The organism is Cellvibrio sp. PSBB023 (genome assembly GCF_002007605.1).
Taxonomy (GTDB): Bacteria; Pseudomonadota; Gammaproteobacteria; order Pseudomonadales; family Cellvibrionaceae; genus Cellvibrio.
In genome coordinates this window covers 3,178,068-3,203,152 of the sequence record NZ_CP019799.1, presented here as the reverse complement: position 1 = coordinate 3,203,152, position 25,085 = coordinate 3,178,068, and the positions used below count along the sequence as shown (strand labels likewise).

At 52.4% G+C, this 25,085-nt stretch carries 26 protein-coding genes; 15 read left to right on the top strand and 11 right to left on the bottom strand.

The annotated features are described in order from the left end of the window. The first annotated feature begins 15 nt into the window (after positions 1 to 15). The gene (locus B0D95_RS13955; protein WP_078044465.1) at positions 16 to 267 is read left to right on the top strand and encodes a helix-turn-helix transcriptional regulator; all 252 of its coding nucleotides are present in this window, start codon (positions 16 to 18) and stop codon (positions 265 to 267) included. Between the two features lie 12 nt (positions 268 to 279). On the opposite strand, the gene B0D95_RS13950 is transcribed toward B0D95_RS13955, so the two are convergent. From B0D95_RS13950 to B0D95_RS13935, 4 genes are all read right to left on the bottom strand, one after another. After that, on the bottom strand, positions 280 to 1,188 hold the full coding sequence (locus tag B0D95_RS13950) for an NAD(P)/FAD-dependent oxidoreductase (RefSeq protein ID WP_078044464.1): 909 nt from the start codon (positions 1,186 to 1,188) through the stop codon (positions 280 to 282). A 4-nt stretch (positions 1,189 to 1,192) separates the two neighbouring features. Then, positions 1,193 to 1,684, bottom strand: coding sequence for an Rrf2 family transcriptional regulator (locus B0D95_RS13945; protein WP_078044463.1), 492 nt, complete (start codon positions 1,682 to 1,684; stop codon positions 1,193 to 1,195). Between the two features lie 104 nt (positions 1,685 to 1,788). Further along, complete coding sequence (locus B0D95_RS13940; protein ID WP_078044462.1) at positions 1,789 to 2,325, bottom strand: SRPBCC family protein; 537 nt, start codon at positions 2,323 to 2,325, stop codon at positions 1,789 to 1,791. A 79-nt stretch (positions 2,326 to 2,404) separates the two neighbouring features. Next, on the bottom strand, positions 2,405 to 2,755 hold the full coding sequence (locus B0D95_RS13935; RefSeq protein WP_078044461.1) for a helix-turn-helix transcriptional regulator: 351 nt from the start codon (positions 2,753 to 2,755) through the stop codon (positions 2,405 to 2,407). A gap of 187 nt (positions 2,756 to 2,942) precedes the next feature. On the opposite strand from B0D95_RS13935, the gene B0D95_RS21010 reads away from it, so the two are divergent. From B0D95_RS21010 to B0D95_RS13905, 6 genes are all read left to right on the top strand, one after another. Beyond that, positions 2,943 to 3,065: a hypothetical protein gene (locus B0D95_RS21010; RefSeq protein WP_256386830.1), complete on the top strand. Its 123-nt coding sequence runs from the start codon at positions 2,943 to 2,945 to the stop codon at positions 3,063 to 3,065. A 245-nt stretch (positions 3,066 to 3,310) separates the two neighbouring features. Further along, positions 3,311 to 3,580 (top strand): helix-turn-helix domain-containing protein, encoded by a 270-nt coding sequence (locus B0D95_RS13925; RefSeq protein WP_078044459.1) that lies wholly within the window; start codon positions 3,311 to 3,313, stop codon positions 3,578 to 3,580. Then, positions 3,570 to 4,790, top strand: coding sequence for a type II toxin-antitoxin system HipA family toxin (locus tag B0D95_RS13920; RefSeq protein WP_168172456.1), 1,221 nt, complete (start codon positions 3,570 to 3,572; stop codon positions 4,788 to 4,790). The genes B0D95_RS13925 and B0D95_RS13920 overlap by 11 nt, the downstream gene beginning before the upstream one ends. Before the next feature lie 3 nt (positions 4,791 to 4,793). Beyond that, positions 4,794 to 6,599 (top strand): DNA helicase RecQ, encoded by a 1,806-nt coding sequence (recQ, locus tag B0D95_RS13915; RefSeq protein WP_078044457.1) that lies wholly within the window; start codon positions 4,794 to 4,796, stop codon positions 6,597 to 6,599. A gap of 83 nt (positions 6,600 to 6,682) precedes the next feature. Further along, positions 6,683 to 8,326: a histidine kinase N-terminal 7TM domain-containing protein gene (locus tag B0D95_RS13910; RefSeq protein WP_078044456.1), complete on the top strand. Its 1,644-nt coding sequence runs from the start codon at positions 6,683 to 6,685 to the stop codon at positions 8,324 to 8,326. 66 nt (positions 8,327 to 8,392) lie between these two features. Beyond that, complete coding sequence (locus B0D95_RS13905) at positions 8,393 to 9,088, top strand: hypothetical protein (protein WP_078044455.1); 696 nt, start codon at positions 8,393 to 8,395, stop codon at positions 9,086 to 9,088. 38 nt (positions 9,089 to 9,126) lie between these two features. Here the strand turns inward: B0D95_RS13905 and B0D95_RS13900 are convergent, their stop codons facing one another. Then, positions 9,127 to 10,050, bottom strand: a complete 924-nt coding sequence (locus B0D95_RS13900; RefSeq protein ID WP_078044454.1) for a DMT family transporter — start codon at positions 10,048 to 10,050, stop codon at positions 9,127 to 9,129. A 74-nt stretch (positions 10,051 to 10,124) separates the two neighbouring features. Continuing rightward, on the bottom strand, positions 10,125 to 11,027 hold the full coding sequence (locus B0D95_RS13895; protein WP_078044453.1) for a LysR family transcriptional regulator: 903 nt from the start codon (positions 11,025 to 11,027) through the stop codon (positions 10,125 to 10,127). A 134-nt stretch (positions 11,028 to 11,161) separates the two neighbouring features. On the opposite strand from B0D95_RS13895, the gene B0D95_RS13890 reads away from it, so the two are divergent. Next, entirely contained in the window at positions 11,162 to 11,917 is a 756-nt protein-coding gene (locus B0D95_RS13890) for an SDR family NAD(P)-dependent oxidoreductase (RefSeq protein WP_078044452.1), read from the top strand. Positions 11,918 to 11,971: 54 nt separating this feature from the next. On the opposite strand, the gene B0D95_RS13885 is transcribed toward B0D95_RS13890, so the two are convergent. Then, positions 11,972 to 12,832 carry a PA4780 family RIO1-like protein kinase gene (locus B0D95_RS13885; RefSeq protein ID WP_078044451.1) on the bottom strand — a complete coding sequence of 287 codons (861 nt, stop codon included), beginning with the start codon at positions 12,830 to 12,832 and terminating at the stop codon, positions 11,972 to 11,974. 120 nt (positions 12,833 to 12,952) lie between these two features. Further along, positions 12,953 to 14,923: a S9 family peptidase gene (locus B0D95_RS13880; protein WP_078044450.1), complete on the bottom strand. Its 1,971-nt coding sequence runs from the start codon at positions 14,921 to 14,923 to the stop codon at positions 12,953 to 12,955. Positions 14,924 to 15,246: 323 nt separating this feature from the next. On the opposite strand from B0D95_RS13880, the gene B0D95_RS13875 reads away from it, so the two are divergent. From B0D95_RS13875 to B0D95_RS13845, 7 genes are all read left to right on the top strand, one after another. Then, complete coding sequence (locus B0D95_RS13875; RefSeq protein WP_078044449.1) at positions 15,247 to 15,555, top strand: PepSY domain-containing protein; 309 nt, start codon at positions 15,247 to 15,249, stop codon at positions 15,553 to 15,555. A gap of 35 nt (positions 15,556 to 15,590) precedes the next feature. Continuing rightward, positions 15,591 to 15,899 (top strand): PepSY domain-containing protein, encoded by a 309-nt coding sequence (locus tag B0D95_RS13870; RefSeq protein ID WP_078044448.1) that lies wholly within the window; start codon positions 15,591 to 15,593, stop codon positions 15,897 to 15,899. Continuing rightward, the gene (locus tag B0D95_RS13865) at positions 15,899 to 16,567 is read left to right on the top strand and encodes a response regulator transcription factor (protein ID WP_078044447.1); all 669 of its coding nucleotides are present in this window, start codon (positions 15,899 to 15,901) and stop codon (positions 16,565 to 16,567) included. Before B0D95_RS13870 ends, B0D95_RS13865 begins: the two co-directional genes overlap by 1 nt. Beyond that, complete coding sequence (locus B0D95_RS13860) at positions 16,564 to 17,937, top strand: sensor histidine kinase (RefSeq protein WP_305763979.1); 1,374 nt, start codon at positions 16,564 to 16,566, stop codon at positions 17,935 to 17,937. Before B0D95_RS13865 ends, B0D95_RS13860 begins: the two co-directional genes overlap by 4 nt. 56 nt (positions 17,938 to 17,993) lie before the next feature. Continuing rightward, positions 17,994 to 19,808 (top strand): ABC transporter ATP-binding protein/permease, encoded by a 1,815-nt coding sequence (locus B0D95_RS13855; RefSeq protein WP_078044446.1) that lies wholly within the window; start codon positions 17,994 to 17,996, stop codon positions 19,806 to 19,808. Positions 19,809 to 20,091: 283 nt separating this feature from the next. Continuing rightward, positions 20,092 to 22,350, top strand: coding sequence for a type IV pili methyl-accepting chemotaxis transducer N-terminal domain-containing protein (locus B0D95_RS13850; RefSeq protein ID WP_078044445.1), 2,259 nt, complete (start codon positions 20,092 to 20,094; stop codon positions 22,348 to 22,350). Further along, a complete protein-coding gene (locus B0D95_RS13845) occupies positions 22,328 to 22,693 on the top strand; it encodes a response regulator (protein ID WP_078044444.1) in 366 nt (121 codons plus the stop codon). The genes B0D95_RS13850 and B0D95_RS13845 overlap by 23 nt, the downstream gene beginning before the upstream one ends. Here the strand turns inward: B0D95_RS13845 and B0D95_RS13840 are convergent. The 3 genes from B0D95_RS13840 to B0D95_RS13830 all read right to left on the bottom strand — a co-directional run bounded on the left by B0D95_RS13840 (position 22,690) and on the right by B0D95_RS13830 (position 25,051). After that, the gene (locus B0D95_RS13840) at positions 22,690 to 23,532 is read right to left on the bottom strand and encodes an MBL fold metallo-hydrolase (protein ID WP_078044443.1); all 843 of its coding nucleotides are present in this window, start codon (positions 23,530 to 23,532) and stop codon (positions 22,690 to 22,692) included. The genes B0D95_RS13845 and B0D95_RS13840 overlap by 4 nt on opposite strands. Positions 23,533 to 23,623: 91 nt before the next feature. Further along, positions 23,624 to 23,842 carry a VF530 family DNA-binding protein gene (locus B0D95_RS13835; RefSeq protein ID WP_078044442.1) on the bottom strand — a complete coding sequence of 73 codons (219 nt, stop codon included), beginning with the start codon at positions 23,840 to 23,842 and terminating at the stop codon, positions 23,624 to 23,626. Positions 23,843 to 23,851: 9 nt separating this feature from the next. Continuing rightward, entirely contained in the window at positions 23,852 to 25,051 is a 1,200-nt protein-coding gene (locus B0D95_RS13830; protein ID WP_078044441.1) for a Bcr/CflA family multidrug efflux MFS transporter, read from the bottom strand. Positions 25,052 to 25,085 lie beyond the last annotated feature (34 nt).

Here is a 25,085-nt window from a genome sequence, read left to right as displayed (position 1 = left end):
AGGTAAGGAGTGGTTATGCCCATTATTGTGAATCTGGATGTGGTGCTCGCGCAGCGCAAAATGCGCTTGAATACGCTGGCGGAGTTGGTGGATATCACGCCGCAAAATTTGTCGGTGCTGAAAACTGGCAGGGCCAAGGCGATTCGGTTTGATACGCTGGAAAAAATCTGCGCGGTGTTGGAGTGTCAGCCGGGGGATATTTTGGCATTTTCCAGTGACGTTAAAGAGATAAAAGACGCAGCGGACGCGGCTGGCGCGCCCGCCTGACGAATGGTGTATTTATTGGGGCAAACCATCAAAAATCAGCGAGCGGTGGATGGCAAACCCGGCTTGTGCGCCGTCGCCAATCGCAAAGGTTACGCTGCCCATTGGGCGGCCTAAATCACCGCAGGCAAATACGCCGGGAATTGAGGTTTGTTTCAGTTCATCGGTTTTCACATAAAAGCCCACCGGGCTTTCCGCCAGTTCGCAGCCCAGGTCATAGGCGATGGGGCTGGCGGGTTTGGTGAGGCTGGCGACGAATAGCCCCGCCAGTTCAATCAGGCGACCATTGGCCAGTTTGATGATGGCAGATTGCTCGCCGGCAATTTCACTGACGGTTTCGGTCTCTAGCCGTACCTGGCGCGCGGCCAGTTGTTGTCGCTGGATTTCCGTTGGCGTAAAGCAGTTGTTGGTGAAAAATGTGGTTGGGCCCCAATCGGGAATTAACAGCGCTTGGTGAATGGAGGCTTCGCTCACGGCGAGTACGCCGAGCGGACCCTGGTTCAGTTCGTAACCGTGGCAATAGGGGCAGTGAAATACCGAGCTGCCCCAGCGGTCTTGTAGGCCGGTGATGGCGGGTAAGTGGTCGCTGACGCCGGCGGCGAGCAACAATCGCTTGCCGCGCAGGCTGTTGTGGTCGGCCGTGGTTACAGTGAAGAGGTCGCCCGTTTTTTCTGCTGCCAGGGCGTTGCCGTCAATCCAGGTCACGCCGGGGTATTTGAGCAGTTGTGCTTTTGCTTCATCGGCGATGGCGGATGGGCTTTTTCCATCTTGCCCCAGCAGGCCGTGGGAATGGGCGGCGAAGCGATTGCGACGAATGCCCGCATCGATTACCGCGACTGTGCGTCGTCCGCGTGCCAATTGCAGGGCGCCCGCCATACCGGCGTAGCTGCCGCCTATCACAATCACATCGTAGGTTGTTTGCATAAACTCACCCTTGTTCTGAGGTTGAATGGTCATCCGGAAAAATAGAATGTGCGTGGCTGCCAGAGAAGCCGCGCGCTTGCATGCGCTGGTGAAAATCCTCGCTCAGTTGCGCGAGGGTGACGCGGCGAAAGTGTTCCAGCAGCCGGTTTTCCGCTTCCTCAAAGGCGTGGTTGAGTGCGCTATTGACGGCTTCTTCCACCAAGCAGCCGGGCGCTTCGGTGCGATTGCCCATGGCGAACAACGTGGGTTCGTCGAGTGCACGGTAAATGTCATGGAGGGTGATGTCGGCAAGCGCCCGACAGATCTGCCAGCCGCCACCGTGACCTTTGGCGGAGCAGACCAGTTGGTGTTCGCGCAGGCCCGCGAGAATGCGGCGAATCACCACCGGGTTGGTTTTCATCATGGCGGCCAGTGCTTCCGAGGTCATGGGCGCCTCGGTTTCGGCCATGTGCAGGAGCACATGGAGCACGCCGGATAAGCGGGAATCGCGTTTCATAGGCAGCCTCTTTTTCATGTAATGGCAGTAGTTACATGAAAAGATACTGCAGGATTTGCCATCACGCAACTTTTATTGTTGCGTGATGGCAAAATCAACTTGAATCACCCTGCCAGGCGCTCGGCGTATTCCTGTTCCAGTTGGGTGTGCACTCGCCAGAAACCCGGTGGTGTATTGCCGCAAAGGCGGTCACGCAAAATATTGAGGTGGGTGTGCCATCCGCCAGCCACACTCAGGCGTTCGGCTGGGTTGGTGAGACGGCGATGGGTGACGGTGAGTTTGACCTGATCCTCATGGGGGCTGAGTTCAAAACTCACTTCGGATTCCTCGGCCGATCCCGCATTCCATAAATAGCGCAGCAAACGCAGGGGTTCGCAGGCGGTGACTTTGCCCAGCATGGCAACGTCGCCCGCGCAATCGGCATATTTAGGTGGCGGTATGTCGTGCTCGGGGGAGAGTTCCGAGTTGCGGAAGGTATGTTCCACCTTGCCACCGACCCGCTGCTCGACATCGCCTGCGGCCAGCCAGGTAGCGCGTTTGTCGGACTCGGTCAGGTACTGCCAGACCCGCTCAATGGGGCCGGGCAAGAGGCGCTCCAGGCGCAGGGTATCGGGGGCGGTCAGGACACCATAATCATTCATCGCAAACTCCTTTGGCTGTGAGCCGGTTTAGGCCCAGTGGCTGGGCAGGTCAAGGGCCTGGGAATGATGTCTGGCCCGGTTAGTCGGTGTTGCGCTCGGCTTGGTCATCGGCCACCAGCGCGGCGGTCAGTGCATCCAGCCGCTGGTTCCAGAACTGCTCGTAGTGACGCAGCCATTCAAGGCCGCCCAACATGGGGCGAGTATCCAGCGCACAGGTGTGATTGCGCCCCTCAATGGAGCGCACCAGCAAACCGGCGCGTTCCAGCACTTTGACATGCTTGGATGCAGCGGCGAGTGTCATTTCAAACGGCGCTGCCAGCTCGCTGATGCCGCAGGGCGATTGCGCCAGCCGTGCAACCATCGCCCGCCGTGTGGGATCGGCAAGGGCATGGAATACGGCGTCAAGTGGATCTTGTTGATTGTTTACCATGTGGTTAAGTATTCTCCGGTGGATATTAATTGTCAACCATTTGGTTTAATAATTTCTATTTCCTGCGGCTAGCATAAGCGGAAAGGTGCGGATTTTTGTATCGCCCTGATGTCCATGCCGTTTTTTCAGCCATGGTTCAGTTTTTGCAGCCTAGTCTGGTACGACATATTCGCTGGAGGGATAAATCGTGAAAAAGTCGGTATCAGTGATGGCAGGTTTGTTAATCATGTGGGGCCTGGTGATGGTGGTTGTGCCCGAAGGGCGAAGCCCATCATCGTCCAAGCCCGCCGCCGTAAACGCGGTGCTATAAATACCTGAATCGATACCGCCAGCCATAGGCGCTGGCGGTTTGTGTCGGGCGAGCCTGTCTGTCTCGCCCGTTTGTTATTGCGCCCTTCCTCCCTATTTTTAGTCCCCTCGCTGTATTTCTCCTTTTTCTGTCTCATCTACCCTATGGTTTTTATTGCAGCTTGATGAATATATGCATCAAATTGTTTGATGTTGGCTAATTTGATGTATATATTCATCAAATAATGTGGCTATGAAAACCTTTCTATGACCTCTGCACTTGAACACATGGGCCTGCAAATCAAAACCCTGCGCAAGCAAAAGGGGTGGAGCCAGTCACAACTGGCTGAAATGGCCGGTCTGGATCGCACGACGCTGGGCATGCTGGAGCGCAATGACTACACCGATATTGGTATTCGCAAAGTGCAGCGGGTATTGGAGTTGCTGGGTAAAAAACTCACCTTGGTGAATGCCGGTTTGCCCACGCTGGATGAGTTGGTCGCTGCCCAGGCTGAGGAGTCGCCCCGTGAAGGATAAGGTCGATGTATTTGTCTCCCGTCATTTGGCCGGCCGCTTGGCGCGCGCGCAACAGCGCCACAGTTTTACCTATGGGTTGGATGCGACCGACGCACTCTCGCTCACTATGCCGCTGCGCCTGGAAACCTATAGCTATGAGCAGGGGTTGCATCCGCTGTTTCAAATGAATTTGCCCGAAGGTTATTTGCGTCAGGCCATTGAGCGTTATGCAGCAAAACATTTCGGTAGTGATGATTTGAGTTATCTCACGCTCTTGGGGAATCACCAGATTGGCCGCTTGCGCTATAGCCTGGCCGATAAACCACTGCCCGATGATACGCACTCAGATCTGTCGCTCACGGAGTTGTTACAGGGTGATGATGCAGAATTGTTCCATCAATTATTTGAACGCTATGCGCTGCACTCCGGCGTTGCGGGAGTGCAGCCCAAAGTATTAATGGATATACGCACTGATCGCTCGCCTTCGCTGACCGATAAGGCAACATTACCGCTAAAAAAATACATTGTAAAAAGTTGGGGAGCAGAATTTCCGGAGCTGGCGTGTAACGAATTTTTTTGTTTAACACTGGCGCGCAGCGCGGGTTTAACGACGCCGAATTTTTATCTCAGCGACAATGGAAAATTATTGGTGTGTGAGCGCTTTGATATTGATGCGCAAGATCAGCCGCTAGGTTTTGAGGATTTTTGTGTATTGCAAGGCAAAACCACCCAGCAAAAATATGAGTCCAGTATAGAAGCCTGTGCTGGCACTATTGTTCAGTTTGTATCGCCCGAATACGTGCAGCAAGCACTTGAAGATTTATTTAAACTCACCCTGCTCAACATCATCATCAGGAATGGCGATGCCCATTTAAAAAATCTTGGAGTTCTCTATTCCGGCTTGACGGAGTACCGCAGCGGACAAAATCCCTCTGCCACACGCCAGCTCGCCCCCGTATTTGATTTGATCAGCACTACGCCCTACATTCCTCGCGATTCTATGGCACTTACCCTGACCGGTAGTAAACGCTGGCCGAAGTGGAAAGTGGTGGAAAAATTCGCCAAAATTCATTGCCGCTTGAATGGCAAAACGATCGAGAAAATTGTGAGTGATGTTGAAGAATCCTGTAAAAATAGTTATTCACAACTGGAACAGCTGATGACAGCTCACACAGGGTTCAGACCCATTGGTGAAGAAATAGGGAAATTATTGCAGCAAAGGATGATGTGATTAATGAAAACTCCCCTATCAATTTTACATTCCACCTTTGGTTACCACGAGTTTCGCGGCCCGCAAGCGGCAGTGATTGACGCGTTGGTTGCCGGTGAGGATGTGCTGGTGCTGATGCCGACCGGCGGTGGTAAATCCCTGTGTTACCAAATTCCCGCACTGGTACGCGAGGGCGTAGGCATTGTGGTATCGCCGCTGATTGCGCTGATGCAGGATCAAGTCAGTGCCCTGCGTGAATTGGGAGTGCGTGCCGGGTTTTTAAATTCGTCGCTCAGCGCGCAGGAAATGTGGCAAACCGAGTTGGCTTTGCAGCGTGGCGAGCTGGATATGCTCTATGTGGCGCCCGAGCGGTTGATCCAGCCGCGGACGCTGGAATTATTCCACCAGATAAAAATTTCCCTGTTTGCGATTGACGAGGCCCACTGCGTATCCCAATGGGGTCACGATTTCCGCTCCGATTATTTAAAGCTGGAATTACTGCACCGCGAATTTCCACAGGTGCCGCGCATCGCCTTGACGGCCACGGCTGATGTGCGCACGCGCGATGAAATTATCGCGCGCTTGCAGTTGGAAAATGCCCAACAATTTATTAACGGTTTTGATCGCCCCAACATTCAATACCGCATCGCACAAAAAAATAATCCCAAAATCCAGCTGATGCGTTTTTTACGCGAGGAGCAAGCGGGTAACTCGGGTATTGTGTATTGCTTGTCGCGCAATAAAGTGGAGCAGATTGCCGAGTGGTTGAGCGCCGAGGGTTTTACCGCGTTGCCTTATCACGCCGGTTTGCCTGCGGCTGTGCGGCAAAAAAATCAGGAGCGGTTTTTACGCGAAGACAACATCATTATGGTGGCGACTATTGCGTTTGGGATGGGCATCGATAAACCCGATGTGCGGTTTGTGGCGCACCTGGATCTACCCAAAAGTATCGAAGCCTATTATCAAGAAACCGGCCGCGCGGGACGCGATGGAGAACCGGCTACAACACTCTTGTTATATGGTTTGGAAGACGTAGTAAAGCTGCGGCAGATGATGGCGCAGAGTGAAGGCAGTGAAGAATTTAAACGCAACGAACAACAGCGCTTAAATGCGATGCTTGGCCTGTGTGAAATTACCAGCTGTCGCCGCCAAAGTTTATTGCGCTATTTTGGCGATACCCTCGCACAACCCTGTGGCAATTGCGATTGTTGTTTAACACCACCGCAAACCTGGGATGCCACCGAAGCGGTGCAAATGGCGCTCTCTTGCGTGTATCGCACTGGCCAACGGTTTGGCGCTGGCCATGTGATCGATGTGCTGCGCGGCAGCAACAATGAAAAAATCCTGTCGTTCGATCATCACAAACTCACCACCTATGGTATTGGCAAGCATTTGAGTGCTGATGAATGGAAAGCCATTTTTCGCCAGTTGGTCGCACGCGGTTTGCTGGATGTGAACGTCGATGGTTTTGGTGGCTTGGTATTAAATGAAAGCTGCCGTAGCTATTTGCGTGGCGAGGAAAAAATCAGCTTGCGGCGCGATATCAAAACCACCGTCAGCACACCGCGTCGCGCTAATCTGGGCCAAGGCATTGACGCTGAGGATCAGGGGCTGTGGCACGCACTGCGCGCTTGTCGTAAACGTCTCGCGGAAGAACAGGGCGTGCCGCCCTATGTAATTTTTCACGATGCGACCTTGCGCGAAATGCTGGAGTTCCGCCCACTCACGCCGGAGCAATTGCGCAGCATTACCGGTGTGGGCGAGAGTAAATTAAAACGCTTTGGCGAAGAATTTTTGGCAGTGATTCGCGAAGCGGAATATGAGGAGTAAGATGCAGTACCCGGCCCCTGCGGGTGGCTGTTCCTGTTGTCATAGTGTCATTCGGTGAATTTGCAGTATCACCACGAGGTAACATGAGTTTATCTTTGGAAAGCACCTTGAGCTTCCCGGTTATTTTTACGCTATGTACCTGCGTTGGCGTGGGTTGGCTCGCCCATTGGGTGAGTGGGCAGCGCGTTTTCCCCGGGCGCGTCAGTTTTGTGTTGATTCACATTGCCTGCCTGTGGTGGATGTTAACGGCTGCCCTGGAAATGGCGGCCCTCCAACCAGCCGATAAATTATTCTGGGGCGCCATGGCTTGGCCCGGCATAGTAGCCGCGCCAACATTCTGGGCGATATTTTTGTGGCAATACGTCAACAGTATTCACAGTTTGTTACCGCGCGCAAAATTGTTGATGCTCATGGTGATGCCCCTGTGTTGTTGGATACTCGCCCTAACTAACCCACTGCACGGCCTTTTTTACGGCGCCGATACCGCTCCCATTAGCAGCGAACCGGGCGCGCCTATTCGCTATCACCACGGCCCACTATTTTATGCGGCAGCGGTGTATGTCTACTTCTTTATGTTGTTTTGTATTGCGGTTGTTATCCAGGCGGCAATGCGCAGTCGCGGTTTGCACCGCCGTCATTATCTGGCGTTTGCGGCAGTTACTGCTGTGCCCTGGACAGCCAATATCAGCTATGTGGTTTTTGGCCGCACCATTTTCGGGTTTGATCCCACCCCCTTCAGTTTTGCGTTTACGCTGGCCGCATTTGCCTGGTTAATTGTGGGTGTGCGTCTGTTTGATGTGTTGCCTGTTGCGCGGCACTTATTGTTGGAGGCGCTGTTGGATCCGGTACTGGTGATTGATCCGCGCCAGCGGGTGATAGAGGCCAATCCGGCGGCGCTGCAGCTGGCAAATTTCCCGGCAAATTGGCAAGGGCGGCCTTTGGTGGAGTGGCCGGTAGTGGGCGAGGATTTACAACAACTGCTCGCGCTGCAAATCAATGACAGCGAGCCACAATTACTCACCCTGGAAGATGGCGATCGCTATTTTGAATTGCGCGTGAGTGCGATAACCCGCGCAACCCGCGATGGCCCCCTGGTGCTCGGGCACATGCTGTACCTGCGCGATGTGACCCAGCGTTATTTGAGCGAATTAAAATTATCCGAGGCGTTGGCGATCAGTGAGCAACGGTTGAAAACCATCACCAATTTGCATGAATTATTGCGCGAGCAGGCGCTGCGCGATCCGTTGACCGGTTTATACAATCGCCGTTATCTGGATGAATTTTTTATGCTTGCCGTTGCGCGCGCACGCCGACAATCGCAGCCCATGGCGCTGGCGTTAATTGACCTGGATCACTTCAAACAACTGAATGACGATCACGGCCATTTAATTGGCGATGATGTGCTGAAATCGGTCGCGCTGTTTCTGGTTGAAAATTTACGCGCATCCGATGTGATATTTCGCATTGGCGGCGAAGAGTTTTTAGTGATACTGCCGGAAGTGGACGGCGCTGATGCGCACAAGCGGCTTGGCAAGCTGTGCAGCGATTTTGCTGCAATGCCGATGGAAACGCGCAAAGGCGGGCTGTCGCTGACCTTCTCGGCAGGCTTGGCCATCTGGCCACAACAAGGCGATACGCTGGATGAATTAATCCTGCATGCGGATGCCGCGCTGTATAAAGCAAAAGATGCCGGACGAAATTGTGTCTACCTCGCTCTTCTGCCATAAGCGGATTGACGAACCTGTCGATTAATGATTAATTGGCGCCTCAATCTAACAACCTGGAGCAAGGACATGACGGACGCTAATCCCTATCAAACCCCACAAAGTAATCTGCAAGAGCCGCAAGCGGTACAGTACAACGTGAATCCCAACTGGGATATTGGCGATGTATTTAGAGAAGCCTGGCAACTGACCAGCGGTTACAAAGCAACCATCTGGGGCGCGCTGCTGATTTATATCGGTATCTCTATCGCGGTATCGCTACCGTTTGAATTTATCGGCAAAGATTCACTGATTATGATACTGATTTCGCAAATTGTGATTGGTCTGGTGACCTATCCACTCTATGCCGGTATCACCTTGTTGGGTATCAAGCGCAGTGTTGGCGCCGCTACCAATGCGTTTATGGTATTTGACTACTACGCAAAAATTATCCCCATCTTTTTGTTGTATGTTTCGATGGTCGTATTAATGCTGATCGGTTTTGTACTGCTGATTATTCCCGGCATTTATTTGGCTGTTGCCTACTCCATGGCCATTCCTCTGTTGGTGGAAAAAAACATGGGTATTTGGGAAGCCTTGGAAACCTCGCGTAAAACCATTCACAAATGCTGGTTCAGAATGTTTGGTTTGTATGTGGTGATAATGGTTCTGATTATTCTGGCGCTCTTACCCTTGGGTATTGGTTTGATTTGGGCCGTGCCATTGGTCAATGTGGTAATGGGTGTGGTTTATCGCAACCTGTTCAGCGTTGGTCAAAACGTTTAATGTTTACTCGCTAGCGCCCACGCAGGGCGCTAGCCGGTTTATCCACGTGCGCGTGTAACCAACCAAATTCCGCTACACACCAGTAACAATGCCAACAAGTTTTTCCATTCCAGAATATTTTCATGCAAAAACAGCGCTGAGAGTAACGCGCCAAAAATCGGCACTAAAAAATTAAAAATAGTAATCATGCCCACAGGGTTGTGTTTGAGCAGCGCGCTCCAGAGTGCAAACGCGGCAGATGACAGGAGTGCGAGATACACCAGTAATAAACCGGATTGCCAGTCAAAAGCCTTTAACGCACCACCATTAGCCCAGCCTAAAACGATTAGCGCAAAACCACCGAGCGTTAGCTGGTGTGCAGTCATAATCAAGGTATCCATGGATTGTGAAATACGTTTGCCGTAAATCGAGGCCGATGCCAGTATAAAAGCCGCTATCACAATAAAACCTTCGCCCATCAGGGTGAATTCAAAATCCACCAGGCTTTTATGAAAGTTCACCACGAATACGCCGGCAAAACCGGTAATACAACCGAGCACTTTGCGCTGTGTGAGGCGATCGTTGTGGTAAATAAAGTGGGCGATAACCACACTGAAAAATGTGCCTGTCGCATTCAGAATCGACGCTTTAACTCCGGTGGCATAAGCCAGGCCGATGTAAAAAAACACATACTGCAAGGTCGTTTGGGTTAGCCCGAGAATGCTGAGTTGGCCGACTTGGCGCAGGTTCAAACGAAAGACGGGTTTACCACTGAGTTGCGCCAGCAGAATGAGAAAGATTCCCGCCAGCAAAAAACGATAACCGGCAAATAACATTTGGGTGGCGACATCATCTTGCGCAATCGCCAGCAGCGCATAACCGCTTTTAATCGCAGGATAAGAGCTGCCCCAGAGCAGCGTGCAGAGTGTTGCAAACACAAATACAGAATGGCGGCGGGTAAATAAATCGGGTGTAGCGTTCATGGCGTGGGGTAAATCCGTGAGAAAAACGCGGGTGTAAAGGCAAAGCCAATGCGGGGGTGGCCATTGTCACTGATTCACGCGACATAATCACGCATTACACTGCTCACCCAATCCATAAAGGCTTGTACACGCCGCGATAAATGACGGCGGTTGGCGTAGAGCAGCGAAACCGGCATGGCTTCGGCGCAATATTGTGGCAAGACCTCGACCAATTGCCCCTTGGCGAGATAATCCTGCGCGGCAATCCGGGGAATTTGGGCTATTCCCAAACCAGCAAGGCAGGCCGCGCTGTAAGCATCGGAATTGTTCACGGTAATCTTGCCGGGCATGGCGACGAAATGGGTTTCGCCATTAGCTGCATATTCAAAACCCGCTGATTTGCTACCAAGGGTTGAGACATAGTGAATCAATTGATGTTGTGCCAAGTCCGCCAGTGATTGCGGAGTACCGTAGCGTGCAATGTAGTCAGGGCTGGCGCAATTGACCAAGGAAAGCGAACCCAGTGGGCGCGCAATTAATGAGGAGTCGCCGAGTTTGCCTACGCGGATCACACAGTCAAAGCCCTCGCGAACCAGGTCTACCCGGCGATCAGTACTGCTGAGTTCCACATGCAATTGCGGATGCTGCGCGAGAAATTCCGGTAGGCGTGGCAGCAGGTGCCGTTTGGCCAGGCCACTGGGCATATCAATGCGTAGCCTTCCCGTTAAATTGCTCGCGCCTTGTTGAAACAAACCTTCCAATTCTTCCATATCGGCCAACAGATCTTTACAGCGTTCATAAAATACCTGACCGTCCTGAGTCATGTGCACCCGGCGGGTGGTGCGTTGCAACAAGCGTGTACCAAGCAGGCTCTCCAACTGTTGGATGCCCGTAGAGACGCTGGCCTTGGGCAGCCCAAGGCTCTCGGCCGCTCTGGTAAAACTGGCCAGTTCCGCCACTCGCACAAATACTTGCATCGCTTCCAGTTGGTTCATCATCGCCCCTCTAATTGTTCGGATAATGCGAACAGTTTAATCAGAATTGGCATGTTTATCGAAAAATATTCGGGTAATAGACTGGCCTCGATACATGATTTCTTCCTTTGGCAGATGGGTACAACAACGAGGTTCCTATGAACAACATTGCGTTAGTCACCGGCGGTAGCCGTGGTTTGGGTAAAAATACGGTACTGGCATTGGCCAGACAGGGCGTGGATGTGGTGCTCACCTACAACAGCAAACAGGCCGAGGCTGAAGCCCTTGTGGCTGAAGTGCGCGCGCTGGGTGTACAGGCAGCTGCGCTGCAACTGGATGTGGGTAATAGCAAAACGTTTGCGGCCTTTGCCTATCAATTGGGTGCACTTTTATCGTCACAATGGCAGCGCGACAATATCGATTTTTTAATCAATAACGCCGGTATCGGCATTCATGCGAGCTTTGCAGAAACCACGGAAGAGCAATTTGATTTGCTGATGAATATCCATTTGAAAGGGACTTTTTTTCTCACGCAAACATTATTGCCACTGATTAAGGATGGCGGTCGCATAGTCAATATTTCCACCGGCCTCGCCCGTTTCAGCTTTCCCGGCTACGCGGCTTATGCGGCGATGAAGGGCGGTATAGAAGTCTTGAGCCGCTATATGGCAAAAGAATTGGGCGCACGTGGTATTGCGGTAAACGTTGTCGCGCCGGGCGCAATTGAAACCGATTTTGGCGGCGGTGCCGTACGCGATAATGACCAGCTCAACCAAATGATTGCCGCGCAAACCGCCTTGGGGCGAGTCGGTGTCGCCGATGACATAGGGCCGATGATTGCGTCGCTGTTATCCGAGAAGAATCGCTGGATTAATGCGCAGCGCATTGAGGTATCGGGTGGGATGATGTTGTAAGTCTTGCGGAGCACTGGCGATAGGATTATCGCCAGTGTGTTAATGCGGTGATTTTTAAAACTCCCCATCCCGCGCCATGCGTTCGCGCTCTTTGCGTTCCTCTTCTTCCTGCTTGGCGTGTTCGATAATGCGCATCATGGTGGCGATATCGGCGTCGATGTTGCTCTCGGCGAATTCGCCGGTGAGTTTTACGTTTGGGTGCAGGTTGCCGTGTTCGAATAAATCCCAAATTTCGTCGGCGTAGTGGGTGACTAATAAATCCGGGGCGTATTTGCCAAAGTAGTCGCGCATGTTATTCACATCGCGGGTGAGCATAGCTTTGGCGTTGTTGTTGCCCGCTGCATTTACGGCTTGCGGTAAATCGATGACAACCGGGCCGCTGTGGTCGACCAGCACGTTGAATTCTGACAGGTCGCCGTGTACCAGCCCGGCGCAGAGCATACGCACAATTTCCATCATCATTTGCTGGTGATAATCGCGTGCGGTGTCGGGGTCAAAGGCGACGTCATCCAAACGCGGCGCGGGGTCGCCGTCTTCATCAACCACCAGTTCCATCACCAGCACACCTTCCAAAAACCAGTAGGGCGTAGGTACGCGCACACCAGCTTCGGCGAGGCGATAGAGGGCATCCACTTCGGCATTCAGCCAGGCTTCTTCCGCTTCTTTTTGGCCGTAGCGGGTGCCTTTGGCCATGGCGCGGGCGCGGCGCGAGTTGCGCACGGTGCGGCCTTCCTGATATTGCACTGCTTGTTTAAAGCTGCGTTTATTGGCTTCTTTGTAGACTTTGGCACAGCGGACTTCGTTATTGGCGCGCACTACAAACACTTGCGCTTCTTTGCCGCTCATTAATTGGTAGTAAACCTCGTCGATCAGGCCATCATCGACCAGAGGTTGTAAGCGTTTGGGTATTTTCATTGATGCTCGGGATTAGGGCGAATGTGGCTGCATAATACCACTCATCCCCGATAACCGGAAAAACGCCGCCTTGCAGTCTACAGGGCGGCGTTTTTATTGGGTTGATGGACAGGGAACACGTTAGATTTTCAAATAGGACTGCAAAAACTTCTCCATGGCCTCAAAGGTTTGTTGGCGATGGGGCAGGTAATCCAGGTAGTGAGTGCCCTCTTCCAATTCGATGTATTCATAGTTTTTGCCGTGTTTTTTCAGTGCGCGCGCCATGAGGCGGCTCTGTTCCACAGGGACTGATGTGTCATCGTCGCCGTGGATTAACAGAACAGGAATTTTGACTTTTTCAGCCATGCGCACCGGCGAGGTTTCTTTCAATTGGCCTTTATCTTCACCAAATTGTTTGCGCGCAGTGTTTTTGTTGGTGAAGTGGCGGAAGCTCTTGCTCATTTGCACCAGGTCGGACATACCGGCAAAGCTGATTGCACACTGGAATAAATCCGGCGTTTTGGTAGCGCCCATGAGTGCGGCGTAGCCACCGTAGCTGGCGCCGACGATGCAAACTTTTTTCGGATCGGCAATTTTTTCATCGACCAGGTATTTCACTGCGTCTTCAAGGTCGTCCTGCATTTCCAGGCCGTAGCCACCTACCGCTTGCATCATAAAGTCGTGGCCGTAGCCTGAGGAGCCGCGAAAGTTGGGTTGGAATACGACGTAGCCGCGGTTGGCCATGAAGGTTGAGAACATATCAAACGCTTTGCCGTCTTCACTCATGGGACCGCCGTGCGGCAGGATGATCGCGGCGGTGGGGTTGTTGGCAAAGGTTTTGGGGAGCGACAAAAAGCCTTCCAGCTCCAAACCGTCGCGCGCTTTGTAGCGGCGCGATTGCTTGGCAATCAGTACCTCTTCGGTTAACGCCGGATAAGTGTCGGCGAGGTGCGTGAGGGTTTTGGCATCGCGGTCGCCATACATATAGGTGCCGGGTTTGGTGGCGTTGGTGCTGAAGAGCACGTATTTTCGAGCGTCGGCGCTCATGTTCACTATGTAGTTGCGAGTGTCGGGCAAGGCTTTATCCAATCCACCTTGGAAGGCTTTGAATTCCTTGTTCCAGAACACACTGCGCGAGCTGCCATCGTTGTAATAAAGGCCTACGACTTCTTTGTGCGCGTGGGAGTAAATCAGGCGACCGCTGATGTCATAGCTGTCATCGCTCAATACCAGCTCGCGCGGGAAGCCGGGCTTGGACAAGTCGGCACGGAACAGTGCTTGTCGTCCTTCATGATCCGCAAAAATATAGAGTTCATTCGGGTTGTTACCAAAACCGGCGATATCAATCGAGGGTTCGTCAAAGACGACATATTCCCAGGCAACAACCCATTTGTTTGTGGCGAGATCGAGGATTTTGTACGTCACTTTGCGTTTTTTATCGTCATAGTGCTCACCGATGCGCACATTGCCCTGATGGTCGGCAAACCAGGAGCGCACGCTGCCCGAGTGCTTTTTCACACGTTGCAAGCGGCCGGTATACACATTGGCTTTGTAGACGGTTTGATGCAGTGGCACTTCGCGATCCACGCTGATGAGTATGTGCTCCGGGTCGTCGGGCAGCAGGCTGATCACATTGTCCTGATACTGGCTCACCCAGTTGTAGGCGGCGTCCTTGTCGGGTTTGACCAGGGTGATGATTTTGCCCTGCTGTTTGGCATCGGTGGCCAGCAGGCGCGATTGCATGTATTTCACACCGTTGGGCAGGCGGCTATCAAAGCGCAGGCTCATCAAAATGCGGTCGTTATTGGCCCAGCGCACCCAATTAAATTTAAATTCCTTGTTATCGGTTTTGGTGGAGTAAAAGGTCTTGCCGGTGGCCAATTCCACCACCATCACCACCGTATCGCCACCCACATTTTTGAGTGCCAGCAAGTGAGTGCCATCGGGTGAGAGTTCGATATCTTCGATCATCGCATCGTTATAAAACACTTCCAGCGGCAGTGGTTTATGTGCAGTAGCGGCGTGCAGTTGAAGCGAGGAGAGGCTGCAGATAAGGAGTGCCAGCAGGGCGCTGACACGCAGTGCTGCGGCAAGGCAGATGCGCAGGAGCATAGGTGAATCCTTGGTGTGATTATTGGAATCGCGCGCAGACTCGTTCCTTGTGCCGGGTTCCATGAGCACATGGCTCTTACGCGGTTCCTCATAACAAGTAGTGTCCTACGGCGTGTGCGCAGTATCTATAAGCCACATCTGCCAGTCAATTCCACTTGTGGTTGTGGTGAAGATTGTGGATGCGGAGGCGGGAGCGGGTGAAAAATCCATGCGGTGTGAAATTAAGGTTCATTTAAGCGGGCCGCCCTATTCTGAACAGGTCGACACAGGCATCTGCCTGAAACCCTTAACCATCACTGTATGAAATGAATAGGAAGACCATCATGACTTTTACTAAACATATCCTCGTTTTTACCGCGTTAATGTCTACCGCTGTTCTGGCTCAGGCAAAAGATGTCAGCCTTGATGAAGCCATCAAATTGCGCGATGCTGGCAGCATTCAGGCGTTTGATAAACTCAACGCCCTGGCCATTGCCCAACACCCCGGTGGCGTGGTGCATGAAACCGAGTTGGAAAACCAGTGGGGCCGCTATGTCTATCAAATCGAACTGCGCGATGCGCAAGGCCTTGAGTGGGACATAGAGCTGGATGCCAACACCGGTGAAATCCTCAAAAACCAACAAGACGATTAATTCGTCAGCGTCAGCAAAAAACAGCAAGGTAACGAATGCGCCCCTTATTGCGATTCATCAGTTATATCCCGCTATTGGCACTCACCTTGAGTGTCAATGCGGATGACCTGAGCCAGGACGAAGCGCTGCGTTTGCGCGAGTTGGGGCGCATCATGCCGCTGGAAAATTTGCTGGCGATTGTGCAAGCACGTCATCCCGCCTCTCGTTTGCTGGAAGTGGAATTGGAGGAGGATGACGATATTTACATCTATGAAGTGGAACTGATTACCCGCGATGGCACGGTGCGCGAATTGGAAATTGATGCGAGCACGGGCCAGTTGCTAAAAGACGAAGAGGATGACTGATGCGAATTCTCATCGTGGAAGATAATGTCGCCCTCGCCGATGAATTAACGGCCGATTTAAAACGCGCCGGTTACGCCGTGGATTGGCTCGCCGACGGACGCGATGCCGCCTACCAAGGTGCAACGGAACCCTATGATTTAATTGTGCTGGATCTCGGTTTACCGGGGAAATCCGGCCTTGAGGTATTGCGCGAATGGCGCGCCGCAGGAATCCTGCGCCCGGTATTAATCCTCACTGCGCGCGATCACTGGGCCGAGCGTATTGAGGGCTTGAAAGCCGGTGCAGATGATTACCTCACCAAACCGTTTCACCCGGAAGAATTGCAATTGCGCATTCAAGCGCTGCTGCGTCGCAGTCACGGTCAGGCCAATCAAACCCACTTGACGGCAGCGGGCTTGCAGTTGGATGAAGCCCTGCAACAAGTCACGCAAGGTGGCGCGACCTTTGATCTCACCGCCGCTGAATTTAGCCTGCTGCGCTATTTAATGTTGAACGTGGGCAAAATTATTTCCAAAGCACAACTGCACGATCATTTATACGATGGCGAAAGCGAACGCGACTCCAATGTGATTGAAGTGCATATCAATCACCTGCGCGGAAAATTGGGCAAAGCGGCGATAGAAACCCGGCGCGGCCAAGGCTATCGCCTGGTGGAACAACCATCGTGATAAAACCCTCCGCCTTCATTCCCGCCGCGCTGAAACCCGCGTTAAATTCCATTCAACAGCGGCTCAGCCTGGGGCTGATTGGCGTGGTGATTCTGGTGGGGCTGCTGCTGGCACAAGTCAGCTTGTGGGTGTTTGATCAGGGGTTGCGCCGCTATTTGAATACGCATTTGCAAGAGGAAAGTGAAACCCTGTTGGCGGCACTGGTGCGCGGCCCCAATGGTATTGAGTTAGATATGCAGCGCATTGGTTCCTCCTATCGTCGTCCGTTTTCCGGCTACTATTTTTTAATTGATTTTGATGGCAAGCAATGGCGTTCGCGCTCGCTGTGGGATCATCAATTGCCTCAGACAAACACGCGCGGCCTGCAAGCGGATTTGCAAGACGGCCCGGAAGCGCAGCAGTTATTAGTCTACAGCGCACAATTTCGCCGCTTTGGTAAAACCATCGTGATTCAGGTTGCGCAGGATTACACACCCATGCTCGATAATTTTCGGCGTATGCAGTGGATGGGCGCCGGTCTGGGCTTGGCTGCGCTCATCATCCTGGTGTTGTTGCAGCGTTATCTGGTGGCGCGCTCCCTGCGCCCGCTGGAAGACTTGCGCCTGCAAATTGCCCAGTTACAACAGGGGCAGCGCACGACGCTGGCCACCAGCGTACCGGAAGAATTGCAGCCATTGGTTGCGCAATTAAATCGTCTCACCCAACACACGGAGGATCGCCTGAAACGCTCGCGCAATGCGCTGGGCAATTTAGGCCATGCGTTAAAAACGCCGCTGGCGATTTTGTTTAGTCTCGCCAATCGCCATGAATTAAATAACCAGCCAGCACTGCGCGATAATTTGCGCACCCAACTGCAGCAAATGCAGGAGCGCATCAGCCGCGAATTGGCGCGGGCGCGGCTTGCCGGTGAAGCCCTGCCCGGTGCGCATTTTCACTGCGCCACCGAACTGCCCGATTTAATTTCTACGTTGCAATTAATTCATCGCCGCGATTTGCAAATACAGTGGTCAGCACCGGACAAGCTGCGTTTGCCCTGGGATCGCGAAGACATTCTGGAATTGTTGGGCAACCTGCTGGACAACGCCTGCAAATGGGCGCGGCAGCAGGTGCAGGTGAGCATTGCGCAGCTGCCGGCGTCACAGCAATTTGAGTTGGTGATAGAAGACGATGGCCCCGGTATTGCCGAAGCCGAGCGCGAGCAAGTCTTAAGCCGCGGTACCCGCATTGATGAGCAAGTGCAAGGCCACGGGCTGGGGCTGGGCATAGTGCGCGATATTGTCGAACACTGTGGCGGCACCTTGCAGTTACAACAGAGTTCACTCGGCGGCCTCGCGGTTGTTATACACTTGCCGGCGACCAACGCCGACTAGCCTTTATCCGAGCGCTAACGGCGTCTTTTTCACTCTCAGGGTTAAAGACTATTGTTATGCGCGGTATGCACTCCTCGGGTTTATCTGCCCACCCCAACCAGGAACAACGCACCGAAAATGCCAGGGTGAATTTACGCCAGAGCATGGCGTATCTCCTGCCCTATTTGTGGGAATTCAAAGGCCGGGTGTTACTGGCGATTCTCGCGCTGCTCGCCGCCAAGGGCGCAACCTTGGTCATGCCCTGGGCGCTGAAGCACATTATCGATGGTGTGGATGCGAGCCTTGCCGCGCCCTTGGTGTTTCCCGCCTTTTTTGTCCTTTTTTACGGCGCCCTGCGCTTCGGCAGCGTTTTTTTTGGCGAGGTGCGCGACGCGCTGTTCAGCCGGGTGACGGAACACGCCATGCGCAAAATTGGCCTGCGTGTATTCAACCATCTGCATTCATTGGAACTGGCCTTCCATTTGGATCGCGCCACCGGTGGCATTAGCCGCGATATTGAACGCGGCACCAACGGCATCAGTTTTTTAATGCGATTTTTAATGTTCAACATAGTGCCCACGCTGTTTGAAATTTTAATGGTGGCGATTATTTTTGCCGCCGCCTTTTCTATTTGGTATGCCCTGATCACTGTGGTGGCGGTTGCGGTGTATATCGTCTTCACCATTTACACCACTGAGTGGCGCAATAAATTTGTGCGCGAAGCCAATCAGGCCGACTCCACCACCAGCACCCGCGCCATTGATTCGCTGCTCAATTATGAAACGGTAAAATATTTTAATAACGAAAAATACGAAGCAGAAACCTACGACAGATTTCTCGCTAACTGGGAAACGGCCAAACTCAAAAATCGTATGTCGCTACTGGCGCTCAACTCCGGGCAAGCACTGATTATCGCCCTGGCAATTACCGCCATGATGTGGATGGCCGCGCAAAGTGTGTTGAATAAAGAAATGACCCTGGGCGATTTGGCGATGATCAATGCCTACATGATCCAACTGTTTATTCCGCTCAACTTTCTCGGGTTTGTCTACCGCGAAATTCGTCGCTCGCTGACGGATTTGGAAAATATGCTGGCGTTGCTAAAACGTGACGCGAGTATTCAGGATGCCGGGGATGCCCAACCACTCGCTATTGCGCGCGGCGATATTCACTGGCGCGATGTGGGTTTTGGTTATCACCCCGAGCGTCCGATAGTGCAGCAATTTAATTTGCATATTCCCGCGGGCAGCAAAGTGGCGATTGTGGGCTCTTCGGGCGCCGGTAAGAGTACGCTCGCGCGTTTGTTGTATCGCTTTTACGATATTCAATCCGGCAGTATTGAAATTGACGGGCAGGATATTCGCCGCGTGACGCTCGACAGTTTGCGCCGTGCCATCGCCATAGTGCCGCAAGACACGGTGTTATTTAATACCAGCATTCGCGCCAATATCGCCTACGGCAATCCGCAGGCCAGCGATGAACAAATTACACGGGCGATAAAAATGGCGCACCTGGAACATTTCATCAGCAGTTTGCCGCAGGGCGATCAAACCCTGGTGGGCGAGCGCGGTTTAAAAGTATCCGGCGGCGAAAAACAACGCATCGCCATTGCGCGAGTATTATTAAAAGGCGCGCCCATTTTAATTTTTGACGAGGCCACCAGCGCACTGGATTCGCAATCTGAAAGCGCTATTCTGGAAGCCATGCGCGAAGTAGCAACAGGGCATACTACCTTGGTGATTGCGCACCGATTATCCACCATTGTGGATGCCGACCAAATTGTGGTGATGGATAAAGGCTGCGTTATTGAGCAGGGCACCCACAGCCAATTATTGGAATTGCATGGCCGCTACGCACAAATGTGGGCCTTGCAGCAACAAGACGAAAAATAATAGCGATGAGGCCGTACTGCGGTCGCAAAAAAGATCCAAAGCGGTGCGCATTATTCAGTCAGTGCACCAAGCCTATACCGCTGTGTATCCGGGTGTGTGCACTGGCTGTCGTGCACAGCGCATGGAATAACCGCCCATGAGCCGTTGCCGTTAATTCTGCCTTGGCACAGCTTTCGCTATAACTAGTGCAATAAGCGCCATAGCGCGGGAGTAGTGGAGGGCAAATCTGGAGCGCCCGGCAGCTTGCACAAGGCTGCAATTCTTGGTCATCAGGGCGTGATGTATGTCGACCTCGTTGCAATTCGATTACGGTAAATACCGTGGCATTTTAATTTCCGTTGCATTGTTTTTATTGCTGGATGCTTCGGTATTGCTGCTGAATTTTTATATCTCATTTGAAATTGCCGGCGATGCGGTAGGGGTGAACCTTGCTGGTCGCCAGCGCATGTTGTCGCAGCGCATGGCAAAAACCTTGTTTGTATTGGACAGTTCACGCACCGATCCTGCCGCCTTCAACGCCGCCTACGATGAATTGTTGCTGAGCAAAACCCTGTTCGATGACACATTGCAAGCGTTTATTCAGGGTGGCCCCGTGCGCGGCGCCGGCAATGCAACAGTCATTCTGGATGCGGTGATGAATCGCGCCGGGCGCGATGCGCTACACAACACTTCACAATTATGGCGTCCCTACAAAAATGCCGTGGATCAATTAATTGCCAGTGCCGCGACCAAGAAGCCGGACGGCGAGTTAACGCCCGAGGTGGAAAACGCGTTGGCGGCCGCTGTGGCCATGGCGCGTTTGCATAACTTGCCGATTCTGGACTCCATGAATGACCTCACCCTCAGCTTGGAGGAAGTGGCCGCCTCCAAGGCAAAACGCTTGCGGTTAATCCAAACCATCGGCATCAGTTTGGCCATTGTGAATTTTTTGTTTATTTTGTTGCACTTTGTTCGTCAGTTACGCGACAGCGATGTGGTTATCGAAAAAGCGCGACGGGAAACCACAGAGATTTTGGACACAGTGAATGAAGGCCTGTTTCTGATTGATCACCAACTGATAATTGGTGAACAATACTCTGCCAAATTACCTCATATTCTTGGCATGTCAGCCGTTGCTGGTAAATCCTTTCACGCGTTGCTTGAATCCATTATCAATCCTGCTATCGCCTCATCTGTTGCTCCCTCTAGTGTTCTCTCTACTGTGCCATCCCTTGATCTATCCCTGGCTGAAACAGCTCGCCAGTATGTTGAGCTGTTGTTTGATCCAGCGATTAAAGAAAAATTGATTGGCGATTTGAACCCGCTCAACAAGGTGGCTGTGAATAGCGTGCAGGCCAATGGCGACCTGTGTGAAAAATATCTGCAATTTACCTTTGCGCGCGTCTATCAGGAACGCGCTATTTCCCATGTGTTAGTGACGGTGCAGGATATTTCTGCGCAAGTCACTCTGGCGCAGGCGCTGCGCGACAGTCGTCAACATAACGATGCGCAATTGCAGATGCTCACCAGCTTGCTGCACACTCACCCGCAACTGCTGAACGAATTTATCAACAACAGCTTTCAGTGTTTTACGCGCATTCATGGCATTTTGCAGCAGCCAACCAAAACGACACAGGCTGTGCGCGATAAAGCCGTCGCTATTTTTCGTGAGCTTCATCATTTCAAAGGTGAAGCTGCATCGCTCAAATTGGATTTTTTTGAAAACGCCGCCCATCGCATGGAAGACAGCCTCGCACAGTTGCGCAACAAACAGGATTTGACCGGCCATGATTATGCGACGCTGGCGGAACAGTTGGATAAGCTGATCAATGACACACGGCAAGTGCAGCAACTCACTGCGCGGCTCGGGCAATTTACACTGGTGTCTGCGCAGGCACCGCGCTCGTTGAATAACCAACATATCACCGGCAGCCGTCGCAACGATGGTTGGGATCACCTGCATGATTTTGTACAACATATCGCGCTGCGCAATGGTAAGCGGGTGCAATTGGTGGTGAGCGGCTTGAGCGAGATTGCGCTGGCAGCAGATTACGCGCAACAACTCAAAGAGATATGCATTCAATTATTGCGCAATGCCGTTGTGCACGGCATAGAAACACCCCATGACCGCGCCCTGAGTGAAAAACCGCAGACTGGCAGGATCGATTTACGCCTGGCCGCTATTGCGCCCGCTGAAATGGAATTAATGGTGATGGATGATGGCCAGGGCCTGGATACTGTTGCCATTCGCAACAAAGCCATTGCCTTGGGAAAATGGTCTGAGCAGGAAATGGACGGCTGGAGCAGTGAGCAATTGCGCAGTGTTATTTTCCACCCCGGTTTCACTACTGCAAAGGAGGTCACCAAAGACGCCGGTCGCGGCGCGGGGTTGGATCTGGTCATGCAGCATGTTATTGCCCGGCGCGGCAAAATCACTGTTGCCAGCCGTGCGGGAGAATTCTGTCGTTTTGTTATCCATTTACCGATTGTTGCTCCGGCACAGGTGCCGCAAGAAGTATCGGTTTCACCAGGATCTGGCCATGCTGACGTTGATGGTAGTTGATGATTCTCCCATTATTCGCCGCACTATTGAACGCTGCAATGACAGTGATCAATTCAGGGTTGTTGCCTCGGCGGCGAATGGTTTGCAAGCGCTGGAATTGTTTAAAAAAACGCGCCCGCAATTAATCACAATGGATTTAACCATGCCGAAAATGGACGGCGTGGCCTGCATTCAACAAATTATTGCCCTTGATCCCAGTGTGCGTATTTTGGTGATCTCTGCCGTCACCGACAAAGCAGTGGGAATTGATGCATTGAAAAAAGGCGCGCGCGGTTTTTTACCTAAACCCTTTAGCGATGAGCAATTATTGGCGGCCTTGCGCGAGCTGGTGCGAGACACCTAAGCGCGGTGTGCATAAGGCGGGTTATAACCGGCGTTGTGCGCATCAAAATGTTGCTGGCTCATCAAGTCAATGCCACAGGGCAGGTTGCTAATCCAATCGAGAAAGCGCTCTACCATCGCCCGCCCGACAAAGGGACTGCCGTGTTGCGGCACCATCATGTTTACATCCATCTCGCGTACCATATTTGCCCAGAGACGACAGGCTTTGTTACTGGCCATATAGCGCTGGTGAAACCCGAGCATGTGGGGAATGTGTGCATCAAAATCCGCAACGGCTTGTTCGGCGTGTTCCTCCACCAGTGAGGCGCCCATATCGCCGCTGAATAAAATTTTACTCACCGGATCATAAAAATGAAAATTGCCCACAGAATGTAAAAAATGTGCGGGCAATACAATTATCTCGCCGCGGCCAAATGCAATAGCGCCACCTTTATCGGGCATGGCAATAATGCGTTCATCCAGATTGTGGTTCAGTTGTTGGGTAATATATTGCGAGGCCAGGTGCGGTAAAAATCGCGACCAGAGTTTGGAAGTGACCACCTGGCATTGGGTATACATCATCCAGCGTGGCAGCGATGCAATAATGTCCGGGTCCTGGTGTGAGGCAAAAATATAATCCAGTTGATGGGTTTTAACCCGTTTGCCCAATTCAATATTAAGCGGTGTGTAGGTTAAATCGCCGCCGGGATCAATCAGCGCCGCGCGGTTATTATCAATAATTAAAAACTGATTGGCTTGAATGCCCTCGCCTACCACCAAATCGGAAAATTGAATGCATTGGTGGCCATCCTTGTTATACAAAAAATGCGCTTTGTCGCGTGTGATGCTTGCCTGACTCATGCCAGTAATGTCCTGAATACAAAGTGGCTAGCATAGGGCCTTGGCGCCAGCGGTGTTTGATGCGCGTCAAACACCGTACAAAAAATAGGGCTTATGAAAAATCGGTGGAGAGATACAGCTGCTCTACTTTTTCGCGCGCCCAAGGGGTTTTGCGCAAAAATTTCAAACTGGATTTCACGCTCGGGTCACTTTGGAAGCAGCGGATGCTAATCAATTGCCCCAGTGCATCCCAGCCATAGTGTTCAACAAGGCGGGTGACTATCGCTTCCAGTGTCAGTCCGTGGAGCGGGTTATTTTTTTGTTCGTGCATAAACGTCACTCAGTGAGCGCCCGGTGCGGGCGATGGTTCGATAAACCAATACCAGAGTTGGCAGAGGCCAACGGCAGCCACACCACTGAGCATTAACAGCGCCAGTGGCATGGCTGTGCCTGTGTAGAAATAAGCGAGCAGTGGCCCGGCAACCGCGCCGCTACCAAAGCGTAAGGTGCCAGTCACGGCGGTGGCTGTACCGCTATTGTGTGGAAATTTCATGAGCACAATGGCATCCGCATTGGTGGACATTAAGGTGAGTGCGCCCATCAGTGGCGCTATGCTCAATACCGTCCAGAGAATGTCCAATTGCCAATAATTGATCAGACACAGTGACAAGGCACTGATCAGCGCAATCAGCAAACCGCTACGCAGCATACGCAATGGACCAAGGCGTGTAACCAGACGGCTATTAATAAAATTCGCCAGCATTAAACAAATCACATTCAACCCGAATAGCAGGCTAAAGGTTTGTTCACTCACACCAAAATAATTGATGTACACAAATGACACGCCGGTGATAAAACAAAAAAATGAAAAGGAGCCAAACATCATGCTCATAATCATGGGGCGTGCGCTGCGATTGGAAAACACTACCCGATAGCCGCTAAAAAATCCGGGGCGCGGTGCATCTTCACGCGTGATCGGCTGGCTGATTTCCGGCAACCATTTCCACACCAGTGCAAAAATCATCGCGCCATAAAGGGCCAGCACAATAAAAATACTGCGCCAATCGCTGAACCATAAAATCACACTGCCAATACCCGGTGCGAGTAGCGGTGCCAACATCATCATCATGGATAAATAAGACATGCCTTTGGCGGTGTGCTCCTGATACAACTGGCGCACAAAGCCCGGCACCACCACTGTGGCGGCCGCGCCACAAAATGCCTGTGTGGCGCGCAGTAGCAAAAACAGTTGCGGGTCGTTTACCAGTGCCAGCGCAATACTGCTCAAGGTAAAACCGGTTAAACCCAGAATAGCCAGGGGGCGCCGTCCGAGTGAATCCGCCAGCGGGCCAAAGAGCAGCATGCCGGTGCCATAGGCAGCGAGAAAAATGCTCAGGGATTGCTGCACTGTACCTATGTGTGTGTGCAAATCATTGGCGATAGCAGGCATGGCGGGCAGGTACATATCCACCGCCAGTGGCGTAGTCGCAATAACTGCCGCGAGCAGCACAATTAAATAAGGGTGTGATTGACGAGTCATAACAAAACAGGGAACCGCAAAGAGAGCGAGAGGA

Coding starts and splice junctions, on each gene's coding strand:
- B0D95_RS13955 (WP_078044465.1), top strand. CDS start 16: ATGCCCATTATTGTGAATCTGGATGTGGTGCTCGCGCAGCGCAAAATG.
- B0D95_RS13950 (WP_078044464.1), bottom strand. CDS start 1,188: ATGCAAACAACCTACGATGTGATTGTGATAGGCGGCAGCTACGCCGGT.
- B0D95_RS13945 (WP_078044463.1), bottom strand. CDS start 1,684: ATGAAACGCGATTCCCGCTTATCCGGCGTGCTCCATGTGCTCCTGCAC.
- B0D95_RS13940 (WP_078044462.1), bottom strand. CDS start 2,325: ATGAATGATTATGGTGTCCTGACCGCCCCCGATACCCTGCGCCTGGAG.
- B0D95_RS13935 (WP_078044461.1), bottom strand. CDS start 2,755: ATGGTAAACAATCAACAAGATCCACTTGACGCCGTATTCCATGCCCTT.
- B0D95_RS13925 (WP_078044459.1), top strand. CDS start 3,311: ATGACCTCTGCACTTGAACACATGGGCCTGCAAATCAAAACCCTGCGC.
- recQ (WP_078044457.1), top strand. CDS start 4,794: ATGAAAACTCCCCTATCAATTTTACATTCCACCTTTGGTTACCACGAG.
- B0D95_RS13910 (WP_078044456.1), top strand. CDS start 6,683: ATGAGTTTATCTTTGGAAAGCACCTTGAGCTTCCCGGTTATTTTTACG.
- B0D95_RS13905 (WP_078044455.1), top strand. CDS start 8,393: ATGACGGACGCTAATCCCTATCAAACCCCACAAAGTAATCTGCAAGAG.
- B0D95_RS13900 (WP_078044454.1), bottom strand. CDS start 10,050: ATGAACGCTACACCCGATTTATTTACCCGCCGCCATTCTGTATTTGTG.
- B0D95_RS13895 (WP_078044453.1), bottom strand. CDS start 11,027: ATGATGAACCAACTGGAAGCGATGCAAGTATTTGTGCGAGTGGCGGAA.
- B0D95_RS13890 (WP_078044452.1), top strand. CDS start 11,162: ATGAACAACATTGCGTTAGTCACCGGCGGTAGCCGTGGTTTGGGTAAA.
- B0D95_RS13885 (WP_078044451.1), bottom strand. CDS start 12,832: ATGAAAATACCCAAACGCTTACAACCTCTGGTCGATGATGGCCTGATC.
- B0D95_RS13880 (WP_078044450.1), bottom strand. CDS start 14,923: ATGCTCCTGCGCATCTGCCTTGCCGCAGCACTGCGTGTCAGCGCCCTG.
- B0D95_RS13875 (WP_078044449.1), top strand. CDS start 15,247: ATGACTTTTACTAAACATATCCTCGTTTTTACCGCGTTAATGTCTACC.
- B0D95_RS13870 (WP_078044448.1), top strand. CDS start 15,591: ATGCGCCCCTTATTGCGATTCATCAGTTATATCCCGCTATTGGCACTC.
- B0D95_RS13865 (WP_078044447.1), top strand. CDS start 15,899: ATGCGAATTCTCATCGTGGAAGATAATGTCGCCCTCGCCGATGAATTA.
- B0D95_RS13855 (WP_078044446.1), top strand. CDS start 17,994: ATGCGCGGTATGCACTCCTCGGGTTTATCTGCCCACCCCAACCAGGAA.
- B0D95_RS13850 (WP_078044445.1), top strand. CDS start 20,092: ATGTCGACCTCGTTGCAATTCGATTACGGTAAATACCGTGGCATTTTA.
- B0D95_RS13845 (WP_078044444.1), top strand. CDS start 22,328: ATGCTGACGTTGATGGTAGTTGATGATTCTCCCATTATTCGCCGCACT.
- B0D95_RS13840 (WP_078044443.1), bottom strand. CDS start 23,532: ATGAGTCAGGCAAGCATCACACGCGACAAAGCGCATTTTTTGTATAAC.
- B0D95_RS13835 (WP_078044442.1), bottom strand. CDS start 23,842: ATGCACGAACAAAAAAATAACCCGCTCCACGGACTGACACTGGAAGCG.
- B0D95_RS13830 (WP_078044441.1), bottom strand. CDS start 25,051: ATGACTCGTCAATCACACCCTTATTTAATTGTGCTGCTCGCGGCAGTT.